The sequence below is a fragment of the Paenibacillus sp. JJ-100 genome, from assembly GCF_948329825.1.
GTDB lineage: Bacteria > Bacillota > Bacilli > Paenibacillales > Paenibacillaceae > Paenibacillus.
In genome coordinates, this window is record NZ_CAOJCM010000001.1 from 1,029,010 (window position 1) to 1,052,645 (window position 23,636).

Consider the following 23,636-nt stretch of genomic DNA (forward strand, 5'->3'; position numbering starts at 1 on the left):
CTTGTTGAACCAGACGCAACAAGATATAATGACAAAGTAGAAAGCAGATTAAATGTTGAAAGTGAGCGGAAATAATATGGGTCGTAAGTGGAATAACATTAAGGAAAAGAAAGCTTCGAAAGATGCAAACACAAGTCGGATCTACGCCAAATTCGGCGTTGAGATCTATGTAGCAGCGAAGAAGGGCGAACCGGACCCGGAAGCAAACCGTGCGCTCAAGGTCGTTTTGGAACGTGCCAAAACGTATAATGTTCCCAAAGCCATTATTGACCGTGCGATGGAAAAAGCAAAAGGCAGCGGAGATGAAAACTATGAGGAACTGCGCTACGAAGGTTTTGGACCAAACGGTGCTATGGTGATCGTAGATGCCCTCACGAATAACGTAAATCGCACAGCGCCTGAAGTCCGCTCGGCATTCAACAAAAACGGTGGCAACATGGGTGTCAGTGGCTCCGTAGCTTACATGTTTGATCCTACAGCCGTAATCGGTGTTGAAGGTAAAAATGCGGAAGAAGTACTGGAAATTATGCTGGAAGCAGATGTGGATGTACGTGATATCGTGGACGAAGACGATACAGTCATCGTATACGCAGAGCCAGACCAATTCCATGCCGTTCAGGAAGCATTCAAAGCTGCTGGAGTGACTGAGTTCACGGTTGCCGAGCTGACGATGCTGGCGCAAAACCACATTGAACTGCCTGCGGATGCACAAGTTCAATTCGAGAAACTGATCGACGCGCTCGAAGATCTCGAAGATGTGCAGCAGGTGTACCACAACGTGGAGTTTGCAGAGTAACCGAGAATAAGCTTTTTGTTATTCTTGATTATTAAAATGTAAAAGAGTGTCTAAACAATCGATCGGGATTGAATAGACACTCTTTTTTGTGGTTTTTATGGTTGGCTAGGTGTGCTGCGTGGTGACTTGTCTGATGATTCAGATGTATCTTTGTTCAATCCGCCAAACTTGAAAAGAATGATACCGCCAACAATGACAAGTACCCCCAAAAGCTGGTTCCATGAGAACGGAATTTGTTCCAGACCGAGCCAGCCCATGGAATCAAACAATAGAGCAAAACTCAACTGAGACGTCAACACGATGGAGATCGCATAGGTTGGACCGAGCAGCTTCATCCCCTGAACAAGACAGAAGACGACACCGACCCCAATTGCTCCGCTCAGCCAATACCAGGGTTTCATGTCCTGAAAGCTAAATGTGTTGGTACCTTCAACCAGCAGGGAGATTAGAAATGAAGCGATGAATCCGGTAAACAGCACCATGGTTGTCGTGGACCACGAGCCTGTGCGTTCATTGACTTTACTATTGAAAATCGTTTGCAGACTCACGAGTGAACCAGCCAGCAGCGCGAGTAAAATACCTGTAATTATCATGTGAGTCTTAACTCCTTATTCATATATATTGTATTCAGCGATGTTCCGAAGTCCTTCGCGATTGGTAATACGCAGCAATCCCTGGTGACGCTCGATATAACCATCTGAACATAGTTTCTGGATGACTCGGTTTAAATGGCGATAACTGGTACCGATCAGATTGGCAATGTCCGTCAGATTAAAGGCATCCAGCTCCTCATGCATGACTGTGCCACCCTCATCAGTTGAGATGGAGAGCAAATAGCTGGCTAAACGAACTTCCACCGGATACATCAGATTAAAATTGGAAAAGTTCGAATCAATATAGAATTTGTGTGAGATAATTTGTAGCAAAAATTTTAGCAAAGGCGCATAGTCACTGGCCAGCTCAGTGAGCCAGCGGTAATGAATGCGAATCATCATAACAGGGGAGACCGCCTGAACCGTGTTAACGGTATGACTTTCGCGAACATACTCGATGTCTCCGACCACTTCAAGCGGTGTTTTGAAACAGAGTACCAGTGTTTTATCCTGAGGAGAGGTGGTGAAGATTTTAATTTTCCCCTCAACCAGTACATATAAGTATTCAGAAGCTTCGCCTTCTCGGCAGATCAGCTCACATTTTTCAAACAGACATAATGTCATATGTGGACGCAGGTTCTCATGAAAGACCTTCTCGAGTTGGTACTTTTCCAAGTAATGCATCATCTGCTGAGTATTATGAATCTCTTCCATGTGGTTCTCACCTCTGCGTTCGTTCTTTCGAAATTACACTGAAAGCTACAGCTTCATAATAATAACGCCAGCGATCATGAGGGCAATGCCTAGAAATTGCGGCAATTTCATCTTTTGTTTAAGCACCCCGAACCATCCATTGCTGTCGATCAAAAAGGTTAAACACAATTGTGCAATCAGCAGGGCCGAGATCGTAAAGGTCACACCAATCTGCTGAATCGCAGTGACTTCGCTGAATATAATAACAGCACCAAACGCCCCGCCAGCAAGATACATTGGTTTTACTTGCTTAATTCCCTGAAGATTGGCATCTCGTACAAACACTAGAATAAGCGCTGCGAGTATAAATCCGGTTAATTGCGTGATCGTCGCGGCTTGCCATGTGCCTATGTCTGTACTGATTCGAGTGTTGGCAACCCCTTGTAGTGTAATGCAGGCTCCACCTAGTAGAGCAAAAATAATTCCTCGCATACTTCTATTGCAGCTCCTTTATTCCATGACTTCGACCTCTATTAAATGATAAAACTACCATTATTGCCAAGGACAAATGTCCTGAGCAAGAAATTTCATCACATGTGGCTTACGTTAAGATCGGGTGAAACCTAGATATAGTCTTCCCAATTGGTGAAGAAAAGTGTTATCCGTTCGAGGTCGCTTCATATGTACAGCCAAAGCACTCTAATGCAACATCAAAGTACTCTAAATACAGGTTGTTCCTTCACATAACGAACGGGAATCCCCCTGAAAAATTCGGCCAATCGATGTGTAAGAAATTCCATTCCTGGACTCTCACTCTCGGCATGACCAATCATGATGAGCGCCTTGGAATGGCCTTGTTGTACGGCGTCGCGAATGTACTCAGGCGTCTCCCATTCGAATCCCTCTCCGGCAATAATCAGATCAACTTGCTCGTTCTGGACAAGAGGAATAGTATTGTTGCCGTTACCCCGGAATCCGACTAGAACAGCTACACGTCTGCACACCGTCTCCATATCGCCCGCGAATCGAACATATTCCAGACCAAGCTGTTCTTTCAACTTCTCAGTGATAGATCGAACGCTGACTCCCTCTGCAAAGGTAATCACATCTGCTTCTGCTGTACGTTGACTCACGTACGTGTTCCATCCCAGGCTCTGGATCAGACCGTCAGTGATGCCATCCGGCTCGAAACGATGTATGATATCATGGCACCGGAATATGGCAATGCCTTTTCGATCAATCAAATTTCTTTTATATGTATATATCGGGTCATTCTCAAGCCAATCGGTCGCACTGTGATGGTTATAGAAAGGAGATTCATGAGCAATAATCAGATTAGCTCCTAGCTGAACGGCCTGTTCAATGACATATTGTGTGGGCATAAAAGCAATAACAATCCCAGTCACGACCTGGTCCATGGAACCAGTAATCAGTTGATCCACAGTATGTTCTGGTAACGTTACACCATGACGAAGATGGTGGATAATATCTTGCACTTTCAGGTTTTTGAATTCGGTCAAGTCCTTGAATTTCATCCAATGTTTCCCCCTGAGTCTAAGCATTTAGTGTTAGTTTACCATGTCTAAGCTTAAAAACCATCAAGGCAGACCATACTTCATCACCTATGTCTATATGAAATAGAGAGCAATGTGACTGTACTAATGATGTTGGCTTATCACATATCTGTGATTAGCTCTGGTGAATTCATGGTGTTTTCTGGTAGGATAAAATGTACACCCATATAAAAGGTTTTCATTAGTGATAATAAACAGACATCGTATAGGACGAGCTTGATCATACGAAAGGGGATAACGACTTGACAGCAGCAAATATTATGGAACGTCTGAAAAGTGAGACGGCACATTACCATAGACAAGTGGAACAGAATCCTTATGCGAAAGCAATTATGGATAAAACCATAACGATGGATCAGTATATAGCGTATTTGAAAAAATTCTACGGTTTCCTAAAACCGTTGGAGGATCAAGCGGTAAAGCTGCCTTTTTGGGAAAAAACAGGACTGGATATCGCTGTTAGGGGCAAGGCAAATTTATTAGAGCAGGATCTGATGGACCTTGGATTAAGCAGAGAGCACATCGAGCAGATACCACTTTGCGACCAGTTACCTGATATTTCTACGTCTGCAGGACTATTTGGATATCTCTATGTTATTGAAGGTTCGACCAATGGCGGGCAAATTATGACGAAACGTTTGTCTCAATTTCTGCCAATTGATGCGGATCATGGGCTGCAATATTTCAACGCATACGGTACGGAGACGCGTACTCGATGGAGCGAGTTTATGCAAATGTTGCAAAAGTCCATAAATACACAGCAAGATCATGATATTATGGTCGATACTGCCTCAGAGACATTCCGGTTGCTGGACCACTGGATTAACGGATCTGATTAAAGCAAATACATCCCGAATCACTGGTGTTCAGGTCTATAACTGATCCAGGGTCGCGGCAAGGAATTAGCATAATATGAACGGTACATTACCGAATATCAGAGGAAAATAGATTGAATAAAAAGAAGGCAGTTATGCCTTCTTTTTGTGTTGAAAGAAAGTGTCACTTTGCCGCCCACAGAACCTGGACAAGTGTTATAATGATCCATATGGATACACGTGTTCGTATTTTGTTATGGAAGGGGTACATTTTATTCCGATGAGGGATGATTCTGAACAGCTAGAATTTATAGAGATTGATCTGAGTGAAGAGACCGAGACGACACGCATTCGAATACCCGATCGTTCATCCTTAATGGAGAAAGGTCGGCGATCACCTGTATCACAGGGAACTGTGTTGTCTTCGGAGAAAAGGTTTGTGGAGGAAGCCGTGAGTCTGGCAGAAATGACGGGAGAATGGGCAGCGCCTGTTCCATTTATGAGTTACTGGCCGACCTATGGAGTGATGAATGATGCGCAGCTGAAATGGTATTTGTACTGGAGAACGGAAGTGCGTCAGGAGACATACCTGGATGTTGATCTCTCGTATCTGTTTGTTCATATCTACGAATTGATTAACGGCATCGGTTGGCAACACCCTCAGGAGGGGTATGACCAATTAAAACGATTGTGGTTGAACTACCGCGAGCGACTTCCTCAATTGAACGTATACATGCAGGAATGGATGGTTGATTATATTCTTGTCCATAACCTTCATTCGTTACTTCATGACGTGATGCAGCTCTCCGGTGGTTATTTGCCTGCACCGTTCATGGACAAGGAGTTACAACGGATATTACAGGGGAATGCTGCTGATCTCACACTGGATCTGCTGCAAAGATATTATGATTATGATATTACACTGAACACCTTTTACCGGGATGGCGGCAAAGAAATCATGGAACGGTATATCCCCAAAGTTATGGCAGTGGCAGATTCATATCTGAAGCGGATCGGACAAGAGGGGCTCCTGCCAGAACTGAAACCGGAAACTGAGGAGATCGTGGAACGCACCCTTTTTCGTAAAGCGGTGTATGACGAATCCTTATATGGCAGGTCCGTTTCGTTTGCATATTTTCCAATCGGAATGCATGCAGATTTTGTACAGAGGTTAACACGAATTTATCGCTGTACGGAAAATAAACTTCGTGAACTGCTCGGAGTTCGAGGTCGTCTCCGCGGTAAAACGCTAGAACCAGAGCTGGCTGGTGTGATTGAACGTTATCTTGAGAAAATCTATGCTTTGGAACAGAAAGAAAACGTAACTAAGCCAGTCATTCATATTGATACGGCCAAGCTGGCTTCATTGCAGCAGGATAGCGAGTATGTGCGTATGGCACTCACCATTGAAGAAGAAAATACAGCACCGAACTCTGTTGAAGCCGAAGTGAAAATAGAAGCTGAAATAGAAGAGGATGTAGAAGACGAAGTAGAAGTAAATTCTATTGTTATTGTATCCAATAGAGATGAATATGATCGAAATCAAACGAATCGAACAGACGATGTAGCCAATCCGAATGCTCAGTTGCAATGGGACGAGGCTGCGGCAGCTGGACTGCAGGAAGAATGGCGGGAATTTGCTGAACAACTGGAGGCCCGTCATGTAGTGGCTATTCACGCTCTGCTGGGTGACCAACCAGATGAAGATTTGAACCGAATAGCGAATGAAACAGGAACAATGCCTGCACTTTTGCTGGACGAAATTAATGATGTAGCCATGGAAACTGTTGGAGATCTGTTGATTGATGGTGATCGGATCGTTCCTGAATATATAGACATATTTGAACATGTGAAGAGGTGATGTGTTATGACAGAGCATAAAGTGACTGAAGCACATACAAGAGAAGTTACAATGAATGAACTTAAAATCCCTAAGCGATTGACCACTGCGATTGTGAATTCATTAACAGCAGGGGTCGTTCCGCGAATCGGTCTGGAGCAGATTGCTGTAGGGCGAAAGCCAGAGGTGGAGGCGATTCTCCGGGATTTGGATAACATCGCTGAAGGCGGTGCTGCTTTTAAGTTGATTACAGGTAGATATGGTAGTGGTAAAAGCTTTCTTTTACAAATGATTCGTAACTATGCGATGGATCGTGAATTTGTTGTTGCGGATGCAGACCTTTCCCCAGAGCGCAGACTGGTGGGAACGAAAGGACAAGGCCAAGCCACGTATCGTGAACTGATGACACGATTATCCACAAGAACACGGCCGGATGGCGGGGCACTGGAGCCTATTTTGCAAAAATGGATCGCAGGAATACAGCAAACGATCATCAAGAACTCCAATATGCGTCCGGATGACCCCGCTATATCGCTAGAAGTAGAGAAGGAGATTTACAAAGTGACAGGTGAGATGCAGAATCTGGTACACGGTTTTGATTTTGCTAAAGTGCTCGCGTCTTACTGGAATGGTTACAAACTTGCGGATGATAATCTGAAGCAGTCAGCACTTCGCTGGCTTCGGGGGGAGTATGCAACCAAAACGGAGGCGAAAAAAGAACTGTCCGTCGGCGTCATTATTAATGATGATAACTGGTATGACTATTTCAAATTGTGGTCTGAGTTTACAGCACGCATCGGGTACAAAGGACTTCTGCTCTTTATCGACGAAGCGGTGAATCTGTACAAAATTACAAATAGCGTCTCACGCCAAAGCAACTATGAGAAGTTGCTGACCATGTTTAACGACACCATGCAGGGGAAGGCGGAACATCTGGGTGTTTTTGTCGGAGGAACTCCTCAGTTTGTGGAGGATGAACGTCGGGGACTATACAGCTATGAAGCGCTTCGCTCCAGACTTATTGACGGTCGTTATGCAGCGAGTGGATATGCGAATTATACCGGGCCAATTTTGAAGCTGGCGATGCTGTCGCATGAAGAGATTTTGATTTTGCTGCAAAAACTGCGTCAGATCCATGCGCTTCATTTTGGATATACGCCAAGCTTGAGCGATGAACAATTAGTTGATTTTATGCAAATGGCTGTCAATCGTTTGGGAGCCGATGAGCTTCTGACAACACGAGAAGTGGTGCGTGACTTCATGGATGTGCTGCATACCTTGCATCAAAATACCGAGGTTACTTACGAGCAGCTGCTCGGTGAGCGTGGAGCGCAGGGGGCTGGATCTGCTGATCGTGCAGCTGGTTCCAACCAGGACTCCGATGAGCTGGATGATTTCCTGGCGGAGTTTGAATTATGAGTGACAATCCATTTTATAGGCTGGCCCCATTTGTACAAGAATTTATTTATAAAAAGAGATGGGAATCGCTGAGGCCTGCCCAGATCGAAGCATGTAACATTTGCTTTCACACCCCACACCATATGCTAATTGCAGCGGGGACGGCCTCAGGCAAGACGGAGGCTGCGTTTTTTCCTGCGTTGACCGAACTGTATGATCAGCCAGCCAAGTCGGTAGGTATTCTCTATATTGGACCGCTGAAAGCACTAATTAATGATCAATTTGAACGTCTTAAAGACTTGTTGTCCGAAGGCAATATTCCGGTCTGGCATTGGCATGGCGATGTGCCGCAGGCTGAGAAAACCAAGCTGATGAAACATCCGTCAGGTGTGCTGCAGATTACGCCCGAATCGCTGGAAGGGTTGTTGATGAACAGGCCCAATGCAATCCCTGCACTTTTTCATGATTTACGTTATGTCATTATTGATGAGGTTCATGCGTTTATGGGAGCAGATCGGGGCATTCAAGTTCTGAGCCAGCTTGCACGGATCGAACGTATGGCTGGCTGTGTTCCTCGAAGAGTCGGACTATCGGCGACGCTCAGCGATTATGATGCAGCAACAGCATGGCTTGCAGCGGGAACAAGTCAAGGTGTGGATGTGGTTTCTTCACCGGGCGGGCGCAAGCTGCGACTGCGGGTGGAGCATTTTTCATTCCCGGATGCACAGAACGAGGAACAAGCGGAGCAACTTCATCATGCACGTAAAGCCTATTACGACTTTATTTATGAGAGCACTCATCGTAAAAAAGCACTTATTTTCACGAACAGCCGCACCGATGCCGAAGTTACGATTCTGGAGATGCGCCGAGTTGCGGCGCGCAGACAGGAGCGTGATGTGTTTCATGTGCACCATGGAAGCATTTCGGCCATGCTGAGAGAAGAGACGGAAGCAGCTCTGCGAACGGGTTCAGGTCCTGCCGTCGCTGCGGCAACGGTTACTCTTGAGCTCGGCATTGATCTTGGAGAATTGGAGCGGGTTGTGCAGCTCGGCGCACCTTACAGTGCTTCAAGTTTCGTTCAACGTCTTGGGCGTTCGGGCAGACGTGATGATATGGCATCGGAGATGCTTTTTGTATGCCCTGAGGAAGAGGATGAGGAAGCACAGTTACCTGCCCGTATGCCATGGACGTTAATGCGTGCGATAGCAGTCATCGAGTTGTATGTTAAAACCAAATGGGTAGAGCCGCTGGAGGCCCGCAAAATGCCTATCGGCGTACTCTATCATCAGACCATGAGCATGCTGAAAAGCATGGGTGAAGCGGAGCCAAGAGAACTTGCAGATGCCATTCTTACATTGGCGCCTTTTTCAGAGATTACACCTGACCAGTATCGAGTTTTCCTGAATTATCTGATTGAAACGGACCATCTGCAATGGACGGAAGAACGGACGCTCATTATTGGACTGACGGGTGAGAAGATTGTAAACAACTACCGCTTCTATGCGGTGTTTAAGGATGATGAAGAACATAAAGTGTTGAATGGCTCAGAAGAGATCGGCTCTATAACCACCGTCCCGCCACCAGGTTATTGTTTCTCCCTGGCAGGTAAGTTGTGGAAGGTTGAAGAAGTGGATCACAAGCATAAGGCTGTGTACGTGAAGTCTGCAAAAGGCAAAGTCGATACGCTGTGGCTTGGGGCAGGAGGAGATATTCATACAGCCGTTGTGCAGAAAATGCGTGAAGTGCTTTCCGAATCGGTGATCTACCCGTACCTGTCACCACAAGCTGTTAATCGGTTGGAGCGTGCACGTCGTCTGGCCCGAGAGAGCGGATTGCTCAAGCAGATTGTGATTCCTGCCGGTGGAGATTCCATGTATGTATTACCTTGGGTGGGAAGCAAAGCCTTCCGAACCTTGGAGCGATTGATGAAACATAATTTGTCAGACAAGCTGGCATTACGTTCGGTTGTACCCATGGAGCCTTATTACTTCGTGGTGTCTGGTAAAGCTGACGAACGAACCTTGTTAGCTGAGATGATGAGTGAGTGTCGGATGGCTCAGCATGCATCTGCGCTCCTTGCCGAGGATGAGGCGCCTTATCTTGGTAAATATGACGAGTTTGTGGCACCGACATTGGTTCGGGAAGCTTTTTCGATGGATGGACTGGACTTGGAAGGGTTGAAATCAGGGCTTCAGCAAACATTGGAGTGGGAGACAGGCAAGGATAATACTCTGTATTCGAATGGAAAAGAATAGAGGGTTGACACTATCTCACCCCCCATGTAATATATGAAAAGTCGCCACACATAAACGATATTTAAATTGCATACTTTTAATTCGTATAACCTCGCAAGCCAAAAGTACACAGGGCGAGGGTCTCTACGAGAAGCCTATACTTCTCAACTACGATGCCAAGGAATTCGGTTATTCCTGGTTCGGAGTTGGGATTTTTTGCATTTTAGATACGTGGTTGTGACCTAGAATGGACCCAGATCGGGACATAATTATTAATCATCAGGAGGTTTTTTACATCATGAAGTATTATTTGTCTGTCCTTGCAGGAGCGATGAGTTACGGCATTCTATCGACAATTGTTGTACTAGCTTATGGTCAAGGATACCAACTTGGTGAGGTTGTGGGTACACAGCTCATCATTGGTTTTATTTTATCTTGGATGCTGGCACTATATACTAAATTCAGAGCTAAACGGAGATCAGGGAATCATAATCATGGCAAATCTGAATCCGTTTCCAAAATGTTTACACGTTTGACCTGGAAGCAACGTTTGATACTGATGGCGGCTGGAACGCCAACCGTTATTACAGGTCTGGTTTATTATCAATCCTTACGTTACATTCCGGCATCACTTGCGATTATTCTGCTCTTTCAATTCACATGGATTAGCGTATTGATTCAGGCAATAGGTAAAAGGCAGCGTCCGAATAAGATTATGTTCCTGACCTTGATTATTTTGTTTGGCGGAACATTGCTCGCAGCCGGTTTCTTAGAACAGGGACTTAATGAATTCAGCGGATTAGGTATCGCTCTAGGTTTAATGGCTGCGGTTAGTTATTCTTTGTTTGTACTATTTAGCGGTAAAGCCGTACCTAATGCACATCCAGCTTTTCGAAGTGCCTGGATGGTAACGGGCGGATTGATCCTTCTATGTATTTTGTTCCCGCCAACATTCTTGTTTACCGGTCTACTATGGAGTCAGCTTCTTGTCTTTGGTGCCTTGCTTGGATTCTTCGGCGCATTTATCCCACCAGTTCTATTTGCCATCGGCGTGCCTCATATCGGTGGAGATATGGCAGGTATTTTAGGTGCGATCGAGCTTCCGATCGCCGTGTTGTTATCCTCTATTGTGCTGCATGAGCATGTCAGCGGTTTACAATGGATGGGGGTAGTGATCGTATTGATTGGTGTTGCTCTGCCTGAGCTATACAAATTGCGGCAAAGACGAAGTCAGAGCACACCCTCATATTCCTGATCGCATGACGCGAGGATGGATGAATGCGTTCCATGTTTTTTCGACAGTTAGACTTATGTAGTTTTCTATAGCTATAACTTATATGTTATGAAGCCTGAGAGATCAGGCTTTTCTCATTGTGTTCACAGTTTAGTCAGGAATAGCTAAGGAATAGCCCAGAGGGGTCATTTTCATTAAGCTGAGAATCAGGTATGCTTGTATTATAGAGCCATCCATTCAAAGACGAAGATGGACATCGGAATGAGGAGTGTTTATATGAACAGCTGGTTTAAAAAAATGTGGCCTTTCTTAACTTTGGGCGTGGCTGTAGTTGCTCTGCTTGGAGGATTTTTTGTTTATTTTATGGGTAAAGATGTATCCCCGGGATCAGGCAACGCAGTAACTGCACAAGTTGAAACACCGGAGGATTTGCAAGGATATGAGGTCATTAATGTTAATGTGAGCAACGATGGGTTCGAGCCTAATGTCATTGAGGTGAAATCTGGAGTGCCTACGAAAATTAATTTCAATTTGACCCGAAGCGTGACACACGTCAAATCAGTCGCTGCAGAGAAGATGGGCATGGATCTGTATATGCAAAAGGGAGATAACTACTACACCGTTGATCCGAACATTGCACCAGGTGAATACGAAATTCACTGCGGAATGTACATGATCTACGGTACCATTAAAGTTGTCTAGGATTGTCTATAGATAAGAATACAATATCCTGAAGGAGCTGAGTTCAATCTTTCGAACTTTGCTCCTTTTTCTATGGCATGATATCATGAACGGGGAAGCAAAAATGATCTGGAGGTGCAAACATGAAAGCGCTTTTTATTGGAGGGACAGGCACCATAAGCACGGCGATTACGGAGATGCTCGCGAAGCAGGATTGTGAACTTTATTTGATTAATCGTGGTAACCATAACGAAGAGTTGCCTGCACAAGTCAGGGTCCTTCAAGCAGACATTAATGACGAGAACCGGGTATCCGAGCTGATCGCCGATCTGGAATTTGATGTTGTTGCAGACTTTATTGCTTTTGTACCGTCACAGTTGGAGAGAGATTATCGTTTGTTCAAAGGTAAGACGAAACAGTTCATTTTTATAAGCTCGGCATCCGCATATCAGACACCGCTGTCCGATTACAGAATCACGGAAGGAACTCCATTATCTAATCCATATTGGGAATACTCTCGTAACAAAATTGCATGTGAAGATTATTTAATGAAACTATATAGGGAAGAGGGATTCCCCGTAACCATTGTTCGTCCAAGCCATACCTATGGTAATCGTTCCGTACCGCTTGGGGTACATGGCGAGAAAGGAAGCTGGCAGGTACTTAAGCGCATGCTTGAAAATAAACCGGTCATCATTCACGGTGACGGTACCTCGTTATGGACAATCACACACAATACCGATTTTGCCAAGGGCTTTATCGGGCTCATGGGCAACCTTCATGCCATCGGTGAAGCTGTACATATCACATCGGATGAATCTGTTACATGGAATCAGATTCATGAGATTATTGCAGATGTGCTTGGGGTCAAGTTGCAAGCGGTACATGTACCGTCAGAATTTTTGGCAGCCAGCAGTAGTCTGGATTTCAGAGGTGGCCTGCTTGGAGACAAAGCCAATACAGTTGTTTTTGACAACAGCAAACTGAAACGGTTGGTTCCTGACTTTGTTGCAACGACTAGGGCAGATCAAGGAATTCGAAGTACGATTCATCATATTTTGGAGCATCCCGAACTACAGATTGAAGATCCAGAGTTTGATGAATGGTGCGATAGAGTTATAAACACCTTGGACGAGGCATTAATTAAAATCAGGGATGGAAAGTAGATTGGAAAAATTACCCATTGTAAGTAGTGGCATACCATCTAGTTACATTCTTCCTTTAAATCATTATATTCTATAAAAAATGAAACAGTAGGGGAGGTCTCCCAACTCAGGACATTGTTCCTTAGTTGTGAAGCCTCCTTTTTGTGTCCACAGAAAGGAGAGCAGATATTGAAAACGCAACACGTGCTGGGTTCATCGTTCTTAATTGTTTGTTTAAGCATAGATTCACTATGAATTGGTTTAATGATACTATATATGAATTGGACTAGTTGTATGCACCGAATCGGATAGGACAGGAACACTTCAAAGTATTCTTGTAATATGTATAGTTCAATCTATTATAGGAAGCCAATATGATGAAAAAGGGTAATGAGCTATGGTGATGAAAAATGAATAATAAATTTATCCGAATATATGAAGATATTGCTGGACGTATTCGGAGTGGAGACATTGAGGCAGGTTCACTGTTACAATCTGAACTGGATCTTTCAGAGCGGTATCAAACCTCCAGAGAAACGATCCGGAAAGCACTGAAAATGCTGTATGAAGAAGGTTATATTCAGAAGATTCAAGGCAAGGGTTCGATTGTATTGGACATACGTAAAATTGACTTTCCCGTGTCCGGTCTAATCAGTTTCAAAGAATTGGCACAGAAAATGGGACACCGCGCACAAACGGTTGTGAAGCTGTTTGAAGAACAAGTCGTAGATCAGACGTTGAGCCAAAAAACAAGCTTTGGTCTGAATGAACAGCTATGGCAGATTAACCGAGTCCGCAAAGTGGATGGTGAACATGTTATTCTGGATAAGGACTATATCAGTCAGCGATTAATTCCAGGCCTGAACAGAGAAATCTGTCAAGATTCCATCTATGAGTATGTTGAACAGAAGCTTGGACTCTCCATATCATACGCCAAGAAGGAAATTTTGGTGGAGGAGCCTACAGACGAGGATCGACACTTGTTAGATCTTGAAGGATTTCATAATGTAGTTGTCGTGAGAAGCCAGGTCTATCTGGAAGATACTAGCCAGTTTCAGTACACGGAATCACGGCATCGACCAGACAAGTTTATCTTTGTGGATTTTGCAAGACGGAAATAAGTGAATGAAATGAGTAAGGTGAGTTAGAATCAGGAACCACTAATCAACAAACAAAATCCAACACTCAACAACCAGCAACTAAATGACAAGAGTACTCGGTCACGCATACCTATTGTGACTGGAGTGCTCTTTTTGTCATGCAGCAAAGCATACGTAATCCGAAGATCGTCCATCAAGAACCTTTTAATGTCAATGTTACTCTGCTTCACCTCCGCGTATGATCATCATATTACGAGGCAAGGAGTGAGTGCATTTGAAGGAAGTTAGCCGGGACGCGAAAGTTCGCATATGGGAAGAGAATAGAGAGATTCCAACATACGGCACAGGTCAACCCGATAAGAATCCAATGTTTTTGGAAAAACGAATCTATCAGGGCAGCTCTGGCAAGGTGTATCCTTATCCTGTCATTGACCGTATTGAAAATGAAGCGAAGCTGCAAACGTATCGTTTGATTATTCTAGAAAACGAATATGTTCGGATTGAGATGATGCCAGAACTTGGAGGTCGAATCTACCGTGCGCTGGATCTAACGAATCAATATGATTTCGTCTATTACAACCGTGTCATCAAACCCTCCCTAGTTGGACTTGCAGGTCCATGGATCGCTGGGGGAATCGAATTCAACTGGCCGCAGCACCATCGGCCCAACACATATGGTCCCGTGGATTGCACGTACTCAAACAATGAAGATGGAAGCGCGACGGTATGGGTAGGCGAAATTGATCGGATGTATGGCACCAAGATGACAGCCGGGTTTACTTTGCATCCGGGCAAAGCCTATTTGGAAATCAAAGCACAAGTCTTCAATCGTACCAATGAACCTCAGACGTTTCTATGGTGGGCGAATCCAGCGTTGGCCGTTAACGAAGATAGTCAATCGGTGTTTCCACCAGATGTAACGGCAGTGCTGGATCATGGAAAAAGGGATGTTTCCGGTTTTCCAATGGCGACGGGTACATATTATAAAACGGATTATTCCAGAGGCGTAGACATTTCGAGGTACAACAATATTCCTGTCCCTACATCCTATATGGCGTATAAATCGGAATACAATTTCGTAGGCGGATACGATCACCGGGCACAGGCGGGAATGTTGCATGTTGCTAATCATCACATCTCTCCAGGCAAGAAGCAATGGACATGGGGCAATGGGGATTTCGGGAAAGCCTGGGAGAGGCAGTTGACGGACGAAGATGGACCTTATATTGAACTGATGACGGGCGTCTTTACCGATAACCAGCCTGATTTCACTTGGCTTCAGCCCTATGAAACGAAGTGTTTTACGCAGTATTTCATGCCCTATAAAGACGTAGGTATGGTGAAAAATGCGTCCATAGATGCAGCAATTAATCTTGAACTTGATGATCTAACAGGCATGATTAACATCCGAATCTATACAACATCCAACTATGAGGATTTGTCCATCGATGTTAAGGGTGCTGTGGCGACTTATTTTGAAGACATAAGTGATGTCTCACCAGCACGTTCTTACACAGTCTCATTCCCTTGGGAGGGACAGGAGCCGTGGCATGATATCAAACTCAGTGTTCGGACGAGAGAAGGAAGGGTGCTTGTGGAGTATCAGCCGGAACCGCCCAGTAATCAAGACATTCCTGATCCTGCGGAGCCCCTGCCTCTACCCTCCCAGATCAGCAGCATCGAACAACTTTACTTGGCAGGACTTCACCTGGAGCAGTACCGGCACGCTACCTATGAACCTGAATCGTATTACTTGGAAGGAATGCGACGCGAACCTGCCGATATTCGCCTAAATATAGCATACGGGACATTACTACTTCGCAGGGGACAATATCAGGAGGCGGAACCCCATTTCAATCAGGCAGTTCAGTCACTTACGTGGAAAAATACGAATCCCTATGATAGTGAAGCTTACTATCAGCTTGGTCTATGTCTGAAACTGCAAGGGAGGCTGAAAGAGGCCTATGATGCATTATATAAAGCCGTCTGGTCTGCGCAATATCAGGATGTCGGATATTATACTCTCGCTCAGATTGATACTGGCCGGCATATGTATGCAGAAGCTCTTGAACATGTTGAATCTGCACTGATTCGGAATAGTAGAAATTATAAAGCACGTCACTTGAAAACAGCGCTGCTCCGTAAATTGAAGCGTTACTCCCTGGCGAGTTCATGTGCACGTGAAACGTTGGATTTGGACCCGGTGGAATACGGTTCAGCTTATGAATGGATGTTATTATCTCATAATGATCTTACTGATTCGCAGCAGTCCACACAGGCAAGGGACTATTTTATGCGGATTATGCGGGGAGACGTCCACAATTACTTGCACTTGGCAGCAGATTATACGGAGAGCGGCATGTGGGAGGAAGCATTGAATGTGCTTGCTATTATAGATGCACAGCTGGCTGAACCGTACCCTATGCTTAGATATGCTCAGGCATACCTGCATCGGCAGTTGAGTCAGCAGGAACAGGCCATCACGCGTCAGAAGCAGGCGAACGTTGCTGGGACCCCGTATTGTTTTCCGAACACTCCATTCGAACTGATGATTCTTCTGGATGCCCTTGATGCTGACCCGGACGATGCACGCGCTCATTATTATGTGGGCAACTGGTTCTACGATCACAAACGATACGAGGATGCGATATATCATTGGGAGAGATCAAGTAAACTAGACCCGTTCTTTCCTACAGTTCATCGCAATTTAGGTCTGGCTTATTACAACAAGTTACGGCGGCCTGTTCAGGCTTTGGAATCAATGAAGGAAGCCTTCCGATTAGATCCGCAGGATGCGCGTGTATTTTATGAGCTGGATCAACTGGAGAAGAAGATGGGGTGCTCTCCAGAAGAACGTTTGCGCCGACTGGAAGCTCAGATGCAACTCGTAGAACAGCGGGATGATCTATATATCGAATGGATAACGTTATTGAACATGCTAAGTTATCATCAGGAGGCATACACCGCACTTCAATCGAGACAATTTCACCCTTGGGAGGGTGGGGAAGGCAAAGTTACTGGGCAGTACGTTACGGCTCTGTTGGAGCCTGCAAAGGAAAAACTTAGAGAGGGTCAGACAGAGGACGCTGTTAAACTGTTGCTTCAGGCGCTGAGGTTTCCAGAGAATCTCGGAGAAGGTAAGCTGGAAGGCAGTGCTGACAATGCCATATATTATGCGCTTGGTTGTGCATATGAACAGTTGCAACAGACTGCTGCTGCTGAGGAGAGTTTCCGTAAGGCATCAATCGGTCTGGATGAACCTGCTAGTGCGATGTTTTATAACGACCAGCCCCCAGAAGGAATTTACTTTCAAGGACTTGCCTGGCAGAAGCTTAACCATACGGAAGAAGCGAACAAGCGGTTTAACAAACTGATTGATTATGCTGATCAACATTTTCATGACCACATACAGATCGATTATTTTGCTGTATCCTTGCCGGATTTTCTCGTATTTGACGATGATCTGGATCAGCGAAATCGAGAGCATTGTCATTACATGCGGGCATTAGGACTTCTCGGACTAGGTAAGACACAAGAAGCTTCCCAAGAGTTGCAACGAGTGCTGGAAAATAATAAAAATCATCAGCAGGCTTTCCTGCTTCAAGCAAAAGGGTTCTGAATTCAAGTGCGTCGATCGAAACATCGTTCAATCTTTTCATTCTACCAAAGAAAGAGTTGATCAAGTTCTATGAAAGATAACACAAAGATTCACTTTACACTGGACGCCATTGATAAACGGATTCGTCCGGGACGCATGAAGGGCTATGGAGGCTCCAATACTCGGGGAGAATCGTACGATTTCACCAGTTTTTATATGACGCATAACGATAAACCACATATTCCTGTCGTTGGGGAATTTCACTTCTCCAGATTTGCCTATCTTCAGTGGGAGGAAGAATTGTTGAAGATGAAAGCAGGGGGTGTGAACATTGTGGCATCCTATGTATTTTGGAACTTCCATGAGGAAAAAGAGGGAGTGTTTAATTGGTCAGGGCAATTGAACTTGCGGCATTTTGTGGATCTATGTGGTAAACATCAGCTGGCGTTAATTGTTCGGATCGGTCCGTTCTGTCACGGTGAAGTACGTAATGGCGGGTTACCTGATTGGCTATTTAACTACGCTTTCGAGGTCCGATCCAATGATGAAGGTTATTTGTACTACGCGGAGCGGCTATACCGGGAGATTGCACGTCAGATTCAAGGTTGTTTCTATCAAGAGGGGGGGCCGATCATCGCTATACAGCTTGAGAATGAATATATGCATGCAGGTGCACCTCTGGACGTATGGGGTTATTCCCAGGATAAATACATCTCTTCGGGACGTGATGGTAAAGAACATATGGATCGACTTCGTCATATTGCGATAAAAGCAGGTATGAATCCGATGTTTTATACAGCCACCGCATGGGGCAGAGCAGCAGTCCCTGAACAGGGTACGCTGCCAATGCTCGCCGGATATGCATATACTCCATGGATTCCGAACCAACCTCCAAGCAGGGAGTATCTGTTCCGAGACTTACACAAAAATCCTATGGAAGAATTGGATTATGACAGCCTGGAATACCCAGCAGCCTATTGTGAACTTGCTGGTGGTATGCAAGTCAGCTACCAAGCTCGTCCTGTGGTCGATGCAGATAGTGTGGAGGCAATGACCGTGGTTAAGCTAGCTAATGGCAGCAATCTGGTGGGGTACTACATGTATCATGGAGGTTCCAATCCAATAGGCCAACATACGTATTTTAACGAACGTGGGCTACCCCGAATTACGTATGATTACCAAGCGCCTCTTGGGGAGTTTGGTCGTATCGGGGAATCGTATGATCGAATCCGTAGTTTGGCAATGTTCCTGGATGCATATGGTGAGCTATTAGCTCCGATGGGAACTGTTATTGGCGAGGAACAGTTGTCCATTACACCGGAAAATATATCGGATGTCCGCTGGGCTGTCCGGCAGAGAGCAGGGTCAGGATTTGTCTTTATCAATAATTATCAGGATCACGTAGATATGCCAGCGCGTGATGTACAACTTGAACTTGTAACACCTCAAGGTGATGTGAAACTTCCCCAATGTGGAACGATTCAAGTGAAACCTGGTAAGGCAATGATCTTGCCTTTTCATCTAAGTGTAGGTGAGATGAAACTCATAAGTGCCACGGTTCAGCCGCTAACCAGATTTACGGTCGATGAAGAACTTACAGCCGTATTTTATGCCCATGAAGGGATGGTGCCGGAATATGTAATTGATGCGGCAGGTATTAGCGAAGTGTACCAGAACGAAGACAAAATCCAGGAGCAGGACGGGATGTATGTGCTTCATCCGAAGGCTGGAAAACAACATAATCTCCGTGTGACCATGATGGATGGAACCGTGATTTGCTTGTTGACGCTGACACGAGAGGAAGCGTTACAATCGTACCTTTTTGAATTAGATGGAGAAAAAAGATTAGTGATCAGCCCGAGTCATCTATATGTTCACAATGAGCAGTTGGTATGTACTTCCGTTCAGCACAATGAGTTCGAGGTATCGTTCTATCCTCCACCTAAGAGTGTTAGAGCTCCCGAATTTGCAACGTTAAACAAGTCAGGGCATCCGCTGTTCGTTACCTATACTCTACAACTACCGCTCTATGAGCCGCTTATGCAAGTGGAATATCCCAAAGAGAATGCAGCTACTTTAAAAATAGGTATGTGTTGGCCTGAACAGGTGAATGACCTGTTTGTCGAGATCGACTACGATGGGGATGTTGCAGCGGCTTATATTCATCAGCAGTTATTAACCGATCATATCCAGTACGGGGAACCGTGGAAAATCGGATTAAAGCAATCTCGACATCTGTTGGTTGATCATGATCTGCGGCTATTAATAACACCTCTTCGTAAAGGGACGACAGAACATTTTGTGAATCAGGCATATGTGGAGCGATTCCAGGGAATAGAAGTGGGCAGGTTCCAACAGATCTCCATTATCCCACACTACCGAGTTGCCTTAATGGTTTTCTTTTGAATTTATTTGTTTGTTTTTAAAATCTTTTGTTTTCAAAACAAAACAAAGATGATAAACTCAAATCAGGAAGAAAACAAACATTATCGGAGGGGAACCCATGGTACAGAGTTTATGGAATGCAGAGCAGGCATCACAAAAGACAACAGGGCTTGAGCAGCTCGTTTACCGCTCCAATCTGATCGGCACGGATCGCAGAGTATGCAATATTTATGGTGGTAACACGTCTGCCAAAACAATCGTGAAGGATTTCCGTGGCCGTGATGTCGAAGTGATGTATGTGAAGGGAAGCGGTTCAGATCTCGGTTCTATGGAAGCGAAGCATTTTACAGGACTGGCACTTGAAGATATTATCCCACTGCTGGAACGTGACTCGATGTCAGATGAAGAGATGGTGGAGTACCTCGGGCACTGCATGATTGATGCGAAACATCCACGAGCTTCGATTGAAACGCTGCTACACGCGTTCCTTCCATTCAAACATGTTGATCATACGCACCCGGATGCGATTATCAGCCTCTGCTGTGCGGATAACGGGAAAGAGCTGGCGAAGGAAATATACGGTGATCGTTTTGTGTGGGTTCCTTATGTGCGCCCGGGTTTTACACTGTCCAAAATGATTGCTGAAAGCGTATTCGCCAATCCGAAAGCCGAGCTTGTACTAATGGAGAAGCATGGGTTGGTAACTTGGGGAGAAACTTCCGAGGCATGTTACGCACAGACGATCAAAATCATTAATGAAGCGGAAGCCTATATTGAAGCACGTGTGAATGAAGCTAATCTGTTTGGCGGCGTAAAACATCCTGCACTTCCTGCGGAAGTACGTCGCCAGATTGCTGCGCGTGTGATGCCTGTTATTCGCGGAGCGGTGTCTGACAGCAAAAAAATGATTTTGTCTTTTGATGATCAGGAGGATGTACTCACATTTGTAGGTGGCGCTGATTCTCCGCAGCTGTCTCAGGTTGGCGCGGCATGCCCGGATCATCTGGTACATACCAAAGTGGTGCCGCTCTTCATTGATTGGACGCCGAATGCGGATGATATTGACGGACTGAAAGCGAAGCTGGCGGAGTCTATTGCCACTTACAAAGATCAATATCAGCAATATTTTGAGGATAACAAAAACGAAGGCGATGTTATGTTCGAAGCGGCTCCTCGCGTTATTCTCATCCCGGGCGTAGGCATGATTAATACCGGGAAAAGCTGGGCGCTGTCTCAGGTAAGCGGTGCACTGTATCACCGGGCGATAGCGGTTATGCGCGGAGCAACTAGTCTCGGTACATTCGTTTCACTCAGTGCAAATGAATCTTACAATGTGGAGTATTGGCCGCTGGAACTATATAAACTGTCGCTTGCCCCTGCGGAAACAGAGTTTTCTCGCAAAGTGGCGTTTATTACAGGTGGCGCAGGCGGTATTGGCAGTGAAACAGCACGCAGATTGGTTTCGGAAGGCGCACATGTTGTGCTTGCGGACCTTAATCTGGAAGGTGCTCAGAAGGTTGCACAGGAAATCAACGATCAGTATGGGGCGAACCGTGCATATGCACTCAAGATGGATGTGACAGACGAGGAAGCGGTGCAAGCAGCATATACCGAAACAGCTCTGCAATACGGTGGGGTGGATATCATCGTTAACAACGCTGGACTCGCAACATCTAGCCCATTTGACGAAACATCATTGAAAGAATGGAATTTGAATATCAGTGTGCTGGGCACTGGGTATTTCCTGGTCGCACGTGAGGCATTCAAATTGATGAAAGAGCAGGGCATCGGTGGAAGCATGGTCTTCATCGGTTCCAAAAACTCGGTGTATGCAGGTAAGAGCGCATCCGCTTACAGCTCGGCAAAGGCACTCGAAGCACATCTTGCTCGCTGTATTGCAGCAGAAGGTGGCGAATACGGCATTCGTGTTAACACGATTTTACCCGATGCTATTCTGCAAGGCTCAGCGATCTGGAACGGTTCTTGGAGAAATGAGCGTGCTGCGGCATACGGCATTGAACCGGATCAGTTGGAGGAATATTATCGCAAACGCACAACACTGCTCGTGAATATCTATCCGAAGGATATTGCGGAAGGTATCGCCTTCTTTGCCTCATCCAAATCGGAGAAAACGACAGGTTGCATGTTGACTATTGATGGCGGTGTCCCGGCAGCGTTCACACGTTAATAAGGAGGTTAGACGGATGGATAACCAAGTGAAACAAGCTTATGAAGCGGCAAAGGCACTTTATGTACAGCACGGAATCGACACCGATGAAATGCTAAGCAAGATGGCAGAGATCAAAGTATCCGTGCACTGTTGGCAAGGAGACGATGTCAAAGGTTTTCTGAATCAGGATGGTGAACTGACAGGCGGCATATCGGTAACGGGTCAATATCCTGGAGCAGCAACAAACCCTGCCGAACTTCGTGCTGATCTGGAACAGGCTTTTGCACTCATTCCAGGTAAACATAAGGTGAATCTGCATGCAATCTATGCCGATACTGACGAACAGGTGGAGCTGGATCAGATCGAACCGAGGCACTATGAGAATTGGGTAAAGTGGGCGAAAGAGCATGGCCTGGGACTGGATTTTAACCCTACTTGCTTCTCGCACGAAAAATCAAGTGACGGCTTCACACTCAGTCATCCTGACCCTGAGATCCGACAGTTCTGGATCGATCATTGCAAAGCTTCACGGCGAATCGGCGCTTATTTCGGTGAACAACTGGGTCAGACTTGTGTAACGAATGTGTGGATACCTGATGGATTCAAAGATAACCCTGTGGATCGGATGTCCCCGCGTAAACGTCTAAAAGAATCACTGGACGAAGTGTTTGCCGAGCCGCTGAATAAGGAGCACAATTTGGATGCGGTTGAGAGCAAGCTGTTTGGTCTGGGTTCAGAGGCCTACGTCGTCGGTTCGCATGAATTTTATATGGGATATGGTTTGCAAAATGATACGCTGATTTGTCTGGACGCAGGACATTTCCATCCCACAGAAGTGATATCGGGCAAGTTGTCCTCACTAGCCTTGTTCACAAGCGGTATTCTTCTACATGTCAGCCGTCCCATGCGCTGGGATAGCGACCATGTCGTAATTATGGATGATGAATTGCTTGAAATAGCCCGTGAATTGGTACGTCATGAGCTGCTCGGCACAACACACATCGGGCTGGACTTCTTTGACGCCAGCATTAATCGTGTGGCTGCTTGGGTAGTTGGTACACGCAATACGATCAAAGCACTTCTTCGAGCTATGCTTGAGCCGGTAGACGCGCTGAAACAGGCGGAGCTGGAAGGAGATTATACGACACGCCTCGCACTGACAGAGGAGTTCAAGTCTTATCCGTTTGGCGCGGTGTGGGATTACTACTGTGCCCAGCAGGGCGTGCCTGTTCGGGAACAGTGGATTAAGGAAGTTAAATCCTATGAGCAGGATGTCTTGCTGCAAAGAACAGAATCTTTATATAAATTGGCCTGAAATACATTGAGCAAAATTATAGTTGATCTCATAAACCACGGCGGAATGAAAGTTCCGTACGTGGT

The 23,636-nt window shown here is 45.5% G+C and carries 17 protein-coding genes and 1 riboswitch; of the genes, 13 read left to right on the plus strand and 4 right to left on the minus strand.

The annotated features are described in order from the left end of the window. Positions 1 to 76: 76 nt before the first annotated feature. Entirely contained in the window at positions 77 to 796 is a 720-nt protein-coding gene (locus PQG66_RS04970; RefSeq protein ID WP_272036493.1) for a YebC/PmpR family DNA-binding transcriptional regulator, read from the plus strand. A 95-nt stretch (positions 797 to 891) separates the two neighbouring features. Here PQG66_RS04970 and PQG66_RS04975 read toward each other — a convergent pair whose 3' ends face one another. From PQG66_RS04975 to PQG66_RS04990, 4 genes are all read right to left on the minus strand, one after another. Continuing rightward, positions 892 to 1,386, minus strand: a complete 495-nt coding sequence (locus PQG66_RS04975; RefSeq protein WP_272036495.1) for a DMT family transporter — start codon at positions 1,384 to 1,386, stop codon at positions 892 to 894. Between the two features lie 18 nt (positions 1,387 to 1,404). Then, a complete protein-coding gene (locus tag PQG66_RS04980) occupies positions 1,405 to 2,103 on the minus strand; it encodes a Crp/Fnr family transcriptional regulator (RefSeq protein WP_272035734.1) in 699 nt (232 codons plus the stop codon). 45 nt (positions 2,104 to 2,148) lie between these two features. Next, positions 2,149 to 2,574, minus strand: coding sequence for a DMT family transporter (locus tag PQG66_RS04985; protein ID WP_272035736.1), 426 nt, complete (start codon positions 2,572 to 2,574; stop codon positions 2,149 to 2,151). Positions 2,575 to 2,792: 218 nt separating this feature from the next. Beyond that, positions 2,793 to 3,617 (minus strand): Nif3-like dinuclear metal center hexameric protein, encoded by an 825-nt coding sequence (locus PQG66_RS04990; RefSeq protein WP_272035738.1) that lies wholly within the window; start codon positions 3,615 to 3,617, stop codon positions 2,793 to 2,795. Positions 3,618 to 3,898: 281 nt separating this feature from the next. Here PQG66_RS04990 and PQG66_RS04995 point away from each other — a divergent pair, with 281 nt between their 5' ends. The 12 genes from PQG66_RS04995 to rhaA all read left to right on the plus strand — a co-directional run bounded on the left by PQG66_RS04995 (position 3,899) and on the right by rhaA (position 23,571). Beyond that, complete coding sequence (locus tag PQG66_RS04995) at positions 3,899 to 4,495, plus strand: biliverdin-producing heme oxygenase (protein WP_272035740.1); 597 nt, start codon at positions 3,899 to 3,901, stop codon at positions 4,493 to 4,495. Between the two features lie 256 nt (positions 4,496 to 4,751). Next, positions 4,752 to 6,332 (plus strand): TerB N-terminal domain-containing protein, encoded by a 1,581-nt coding sequence (locus PQG66_RS05000; RefSeq protein WP_272035741.1) that lies wholly within the window; start codon positions 4,752 to 4,754, stop codon positions 6,330 to 6,332. Positions 6,333 to 6,383: 51 nt separating this feature from the next. Beyond that, entirely contained in the window at positions 6,384 to 7,730 is a 1,347-nt protein-coding gene (locus PQG66_RS05005; RefSeq protein ID WP_272036497.1) for an ATP-binding protein, read from the plus strand. Continuing rightward, on the plus strand, positions 7,727 to 9,964 hold the full coding sequence (locus PQG66_RS05010) for a DEAD/DEAH box helicase (protein ID WP_272035743.1): 2,238 nt from the start codon (positions 7,727 to 7,729) through the stop codon (positions 9,962 to 9,964). Before PQG66_RS05005 ends, PQG66_RS05010 begins: the two co-directional genes overlap by 4 nt. A 61-nt stretch (positions 9,965 to 10,025) precedes the next feature. Continuing rightward, positions 10,026 to 10,134, plus strand: a riboswitch (purine riboswitch). A 107-nt stretch (positions 10,135 to 10,241) separates the two neighbouring features. Further along, positions 10,242 to 11,198: an EamA family transporter gene (locus tag PQG66_RS05015; RefSeq protein WP_272035745.1), complete on the plus strand. Its 957-nt coding sequence runs from the start codon at positions 10,242 to 10,244 to the stop codon at positions 11,196 to 11,198. Positions 11,199 to 11,453: 255 nt separating this feature from the next. Beyond that, positions 11,454 to 11,879, plus strand: coding sequence for a cupredoxin domain-containing protein (locus PQG66_RS05020; RefSeq protein WP_272035747.1), 426 nt, complete (start codon positions 11,454 to 11,456; stop codon positions 11,877 to 11,879). 122 nt (positions 11,880 to 12,001) lie between these two features. Beyond that, positions 12,002 to 13,024: an SDR family oxidoreductase gene (locus PQG66_RS05025; RefSeq protein ID WP_272035749.1), complete on the plus strand. Its 1,023-nt coding sequence runs from the start codon at positions 12,002 to 12,004 to the stop codon at positions 13,022 to 13,024. 389 nt (positions 13,025 to 13,413) lie between these two features. Continuing rightward, the gene (gene treR, locus PQG66_RS05030) at positions 13,414 to 14,124 is read left to right on the plus strand and encodes a trehalose operon repressor (protein ID WP_272035752.1); all 711 of its coding nucleotides are present in this window, start codon (positions 13,414 to 13,416) and stop codon (positions 14,122 to 14,124) included. Between the two features lie 247 nt (positions 14,125 to 14,371). Next, positions 14,372 to 17,722, plus strand: coding sequence for a DUF5107 domain-containing protein (locus tag PQG66_RS05035; protein WP_272035754.1), 3,351 nt, complete (start codon positions 14,372 to 14,374; stop codon positions 17,720 to 17,722). A gap of 69 nt (positions 17,723 to 17,791) precedes the next feature. Beyond that, a complete protein-coding gene (locus tag PQG66_RS05040; protein WP_272035755.1) occupies positions 17,792 to 20,107 on the plus strand; it encodes a beta-galactosidase in 2,316 nt (771 codons plus the stop codon). Between the two features lie 97 nt (positions 20,108 to 20,204). After that, positions 20,205 to 22,274, plus strand: a complete 2,070-nt coding sequence (locus tag PQG66_RS05045) for a bifunctional aldolase/short-chain dehydrogenase (protein WP_272035757.1) — start codon at positions 20,205 to 20,207, stop codon at positions 22,272 to 22,274. Positions 22,275 to 22,290: 16 nt separating this feature from the next. Next, on the plus strand, positions 22,291 to 23,571 hold the full coding sequence (gene rhaA, locus PQG66_RS05050; protein ID WP_272035759.1) for an L-rhamnose isomerase: 1,281 nt from the start codon (positions 22,291 to 22,293) through the stop codon (positions 23,569 to 23,571). The last annotated feature ends 65 nt before the right edge of the window (positions 23,572 to 23,636 follow it).

What these genes read in the sequence shown, in the direction of transcription:
- PQG66_RS04970 (WP_272036493.1), top strand. Translation starts at nt 77, where the DNA reads ATGGGTCGTAAGTGGAATAACATTAAGGAAAAGAAAGCTTCGAAAGAT.
- PQG66_RS04980 (WP_272035734.1), bottom strand. Translation starts at nt 2,103, where the DNA reads ATGGAAGAGATTCATAATACTCAGCAGATGATGCATTACTTGGAAAAG.
- PQG66_RS04985 (WP_272035736.1), bottom strand. Translation starts at nt 2,574, where the DNA reads ATGCGAGGAATTATTTTTGCTCTACTAGGTGGAGCCTGCATTACACTA.
- PQG66_RS04990 (WP_272035738.1), bottom strand. Translation starts at nt 3,617, where the DNA reads ATGAAATTCAAGGACTTGACCGAATTCAAAAACCTGAAAGTGCAAGAT.
- PQG66_RS05000 (WP_272035741.1), top strand. Translation starts at nt 4,752, where the DNA reads ATGAGGGATGATTCTGAACAGCTAGAATTTATAGAGATTGATCTGAGT.
- PQG66_RS05005 (WP_272036497.1), top strand. Translation starts at nt 6,384, where the DNA reads ATGAATGAACTTAAAATCCCTAAGCGATTGACCACTGCGATTGTGAAT.
- PQG66_RS05010 (WP_272035743.1), top strand. Translation starts at nt 7,727, where the DNA reads ATGAGTGACAATCCATTTTATAGGCTGGCCCCATTTGTACAAGAATTT.
- PQG66_RS05015 (WP_272035745.1), top strand. Translation starts at nt 10,242, where the DNA reads ATGAAGTATTATTTGTCTGTCCTTGCAGGAGCGATGAGTTACGGCATT.
- PQG66_RS05020 (WP_272035747.1), top strand. Translation starts at nt 11,454, where the DNA reads ATGAACAGCTGGTTTAAAAAAATGTGGCCTTTCTTAACTTTGGGCGTG.
- PQG66_RS05025 (WP_272035749.1), top strand. Translation starts at nt 12,002, where the DNA reads ATGAAAGCGCTTTTTATTGGAGGGACAGGCACCATAAGCACGGCGATT.
- treR (WP_272035752.1), top strand. Translation starts at nt 13,414, where the DNA reads ATGAATAATAAATTTATCCGAATATATGAAGATATTGCTGGACGTATT.
- PQG66_RS05040 (WP_272035755.1), top strand. Translation starts at nt 17,792, where the DNA reads ATGAAAGATAACACAAAGATTCACTTTACACTGGACGCCATTGATAAA.
- PQG66_RS05045 (WP_272035757.1), top strand. Translation starts at nt 20,205, where the DNA reads ATGGTACAGAGTTTATGGAATGCAGAGCAGGCATCACAAAAGACAACA.
- rhaA (WP_272035759.1), top strand. Translation starts at nt 22,291, where the DNA reads ATGGATAACCAAGTGAAACAAGCTTATGAAGCGGCAAAGGCACTTTAT.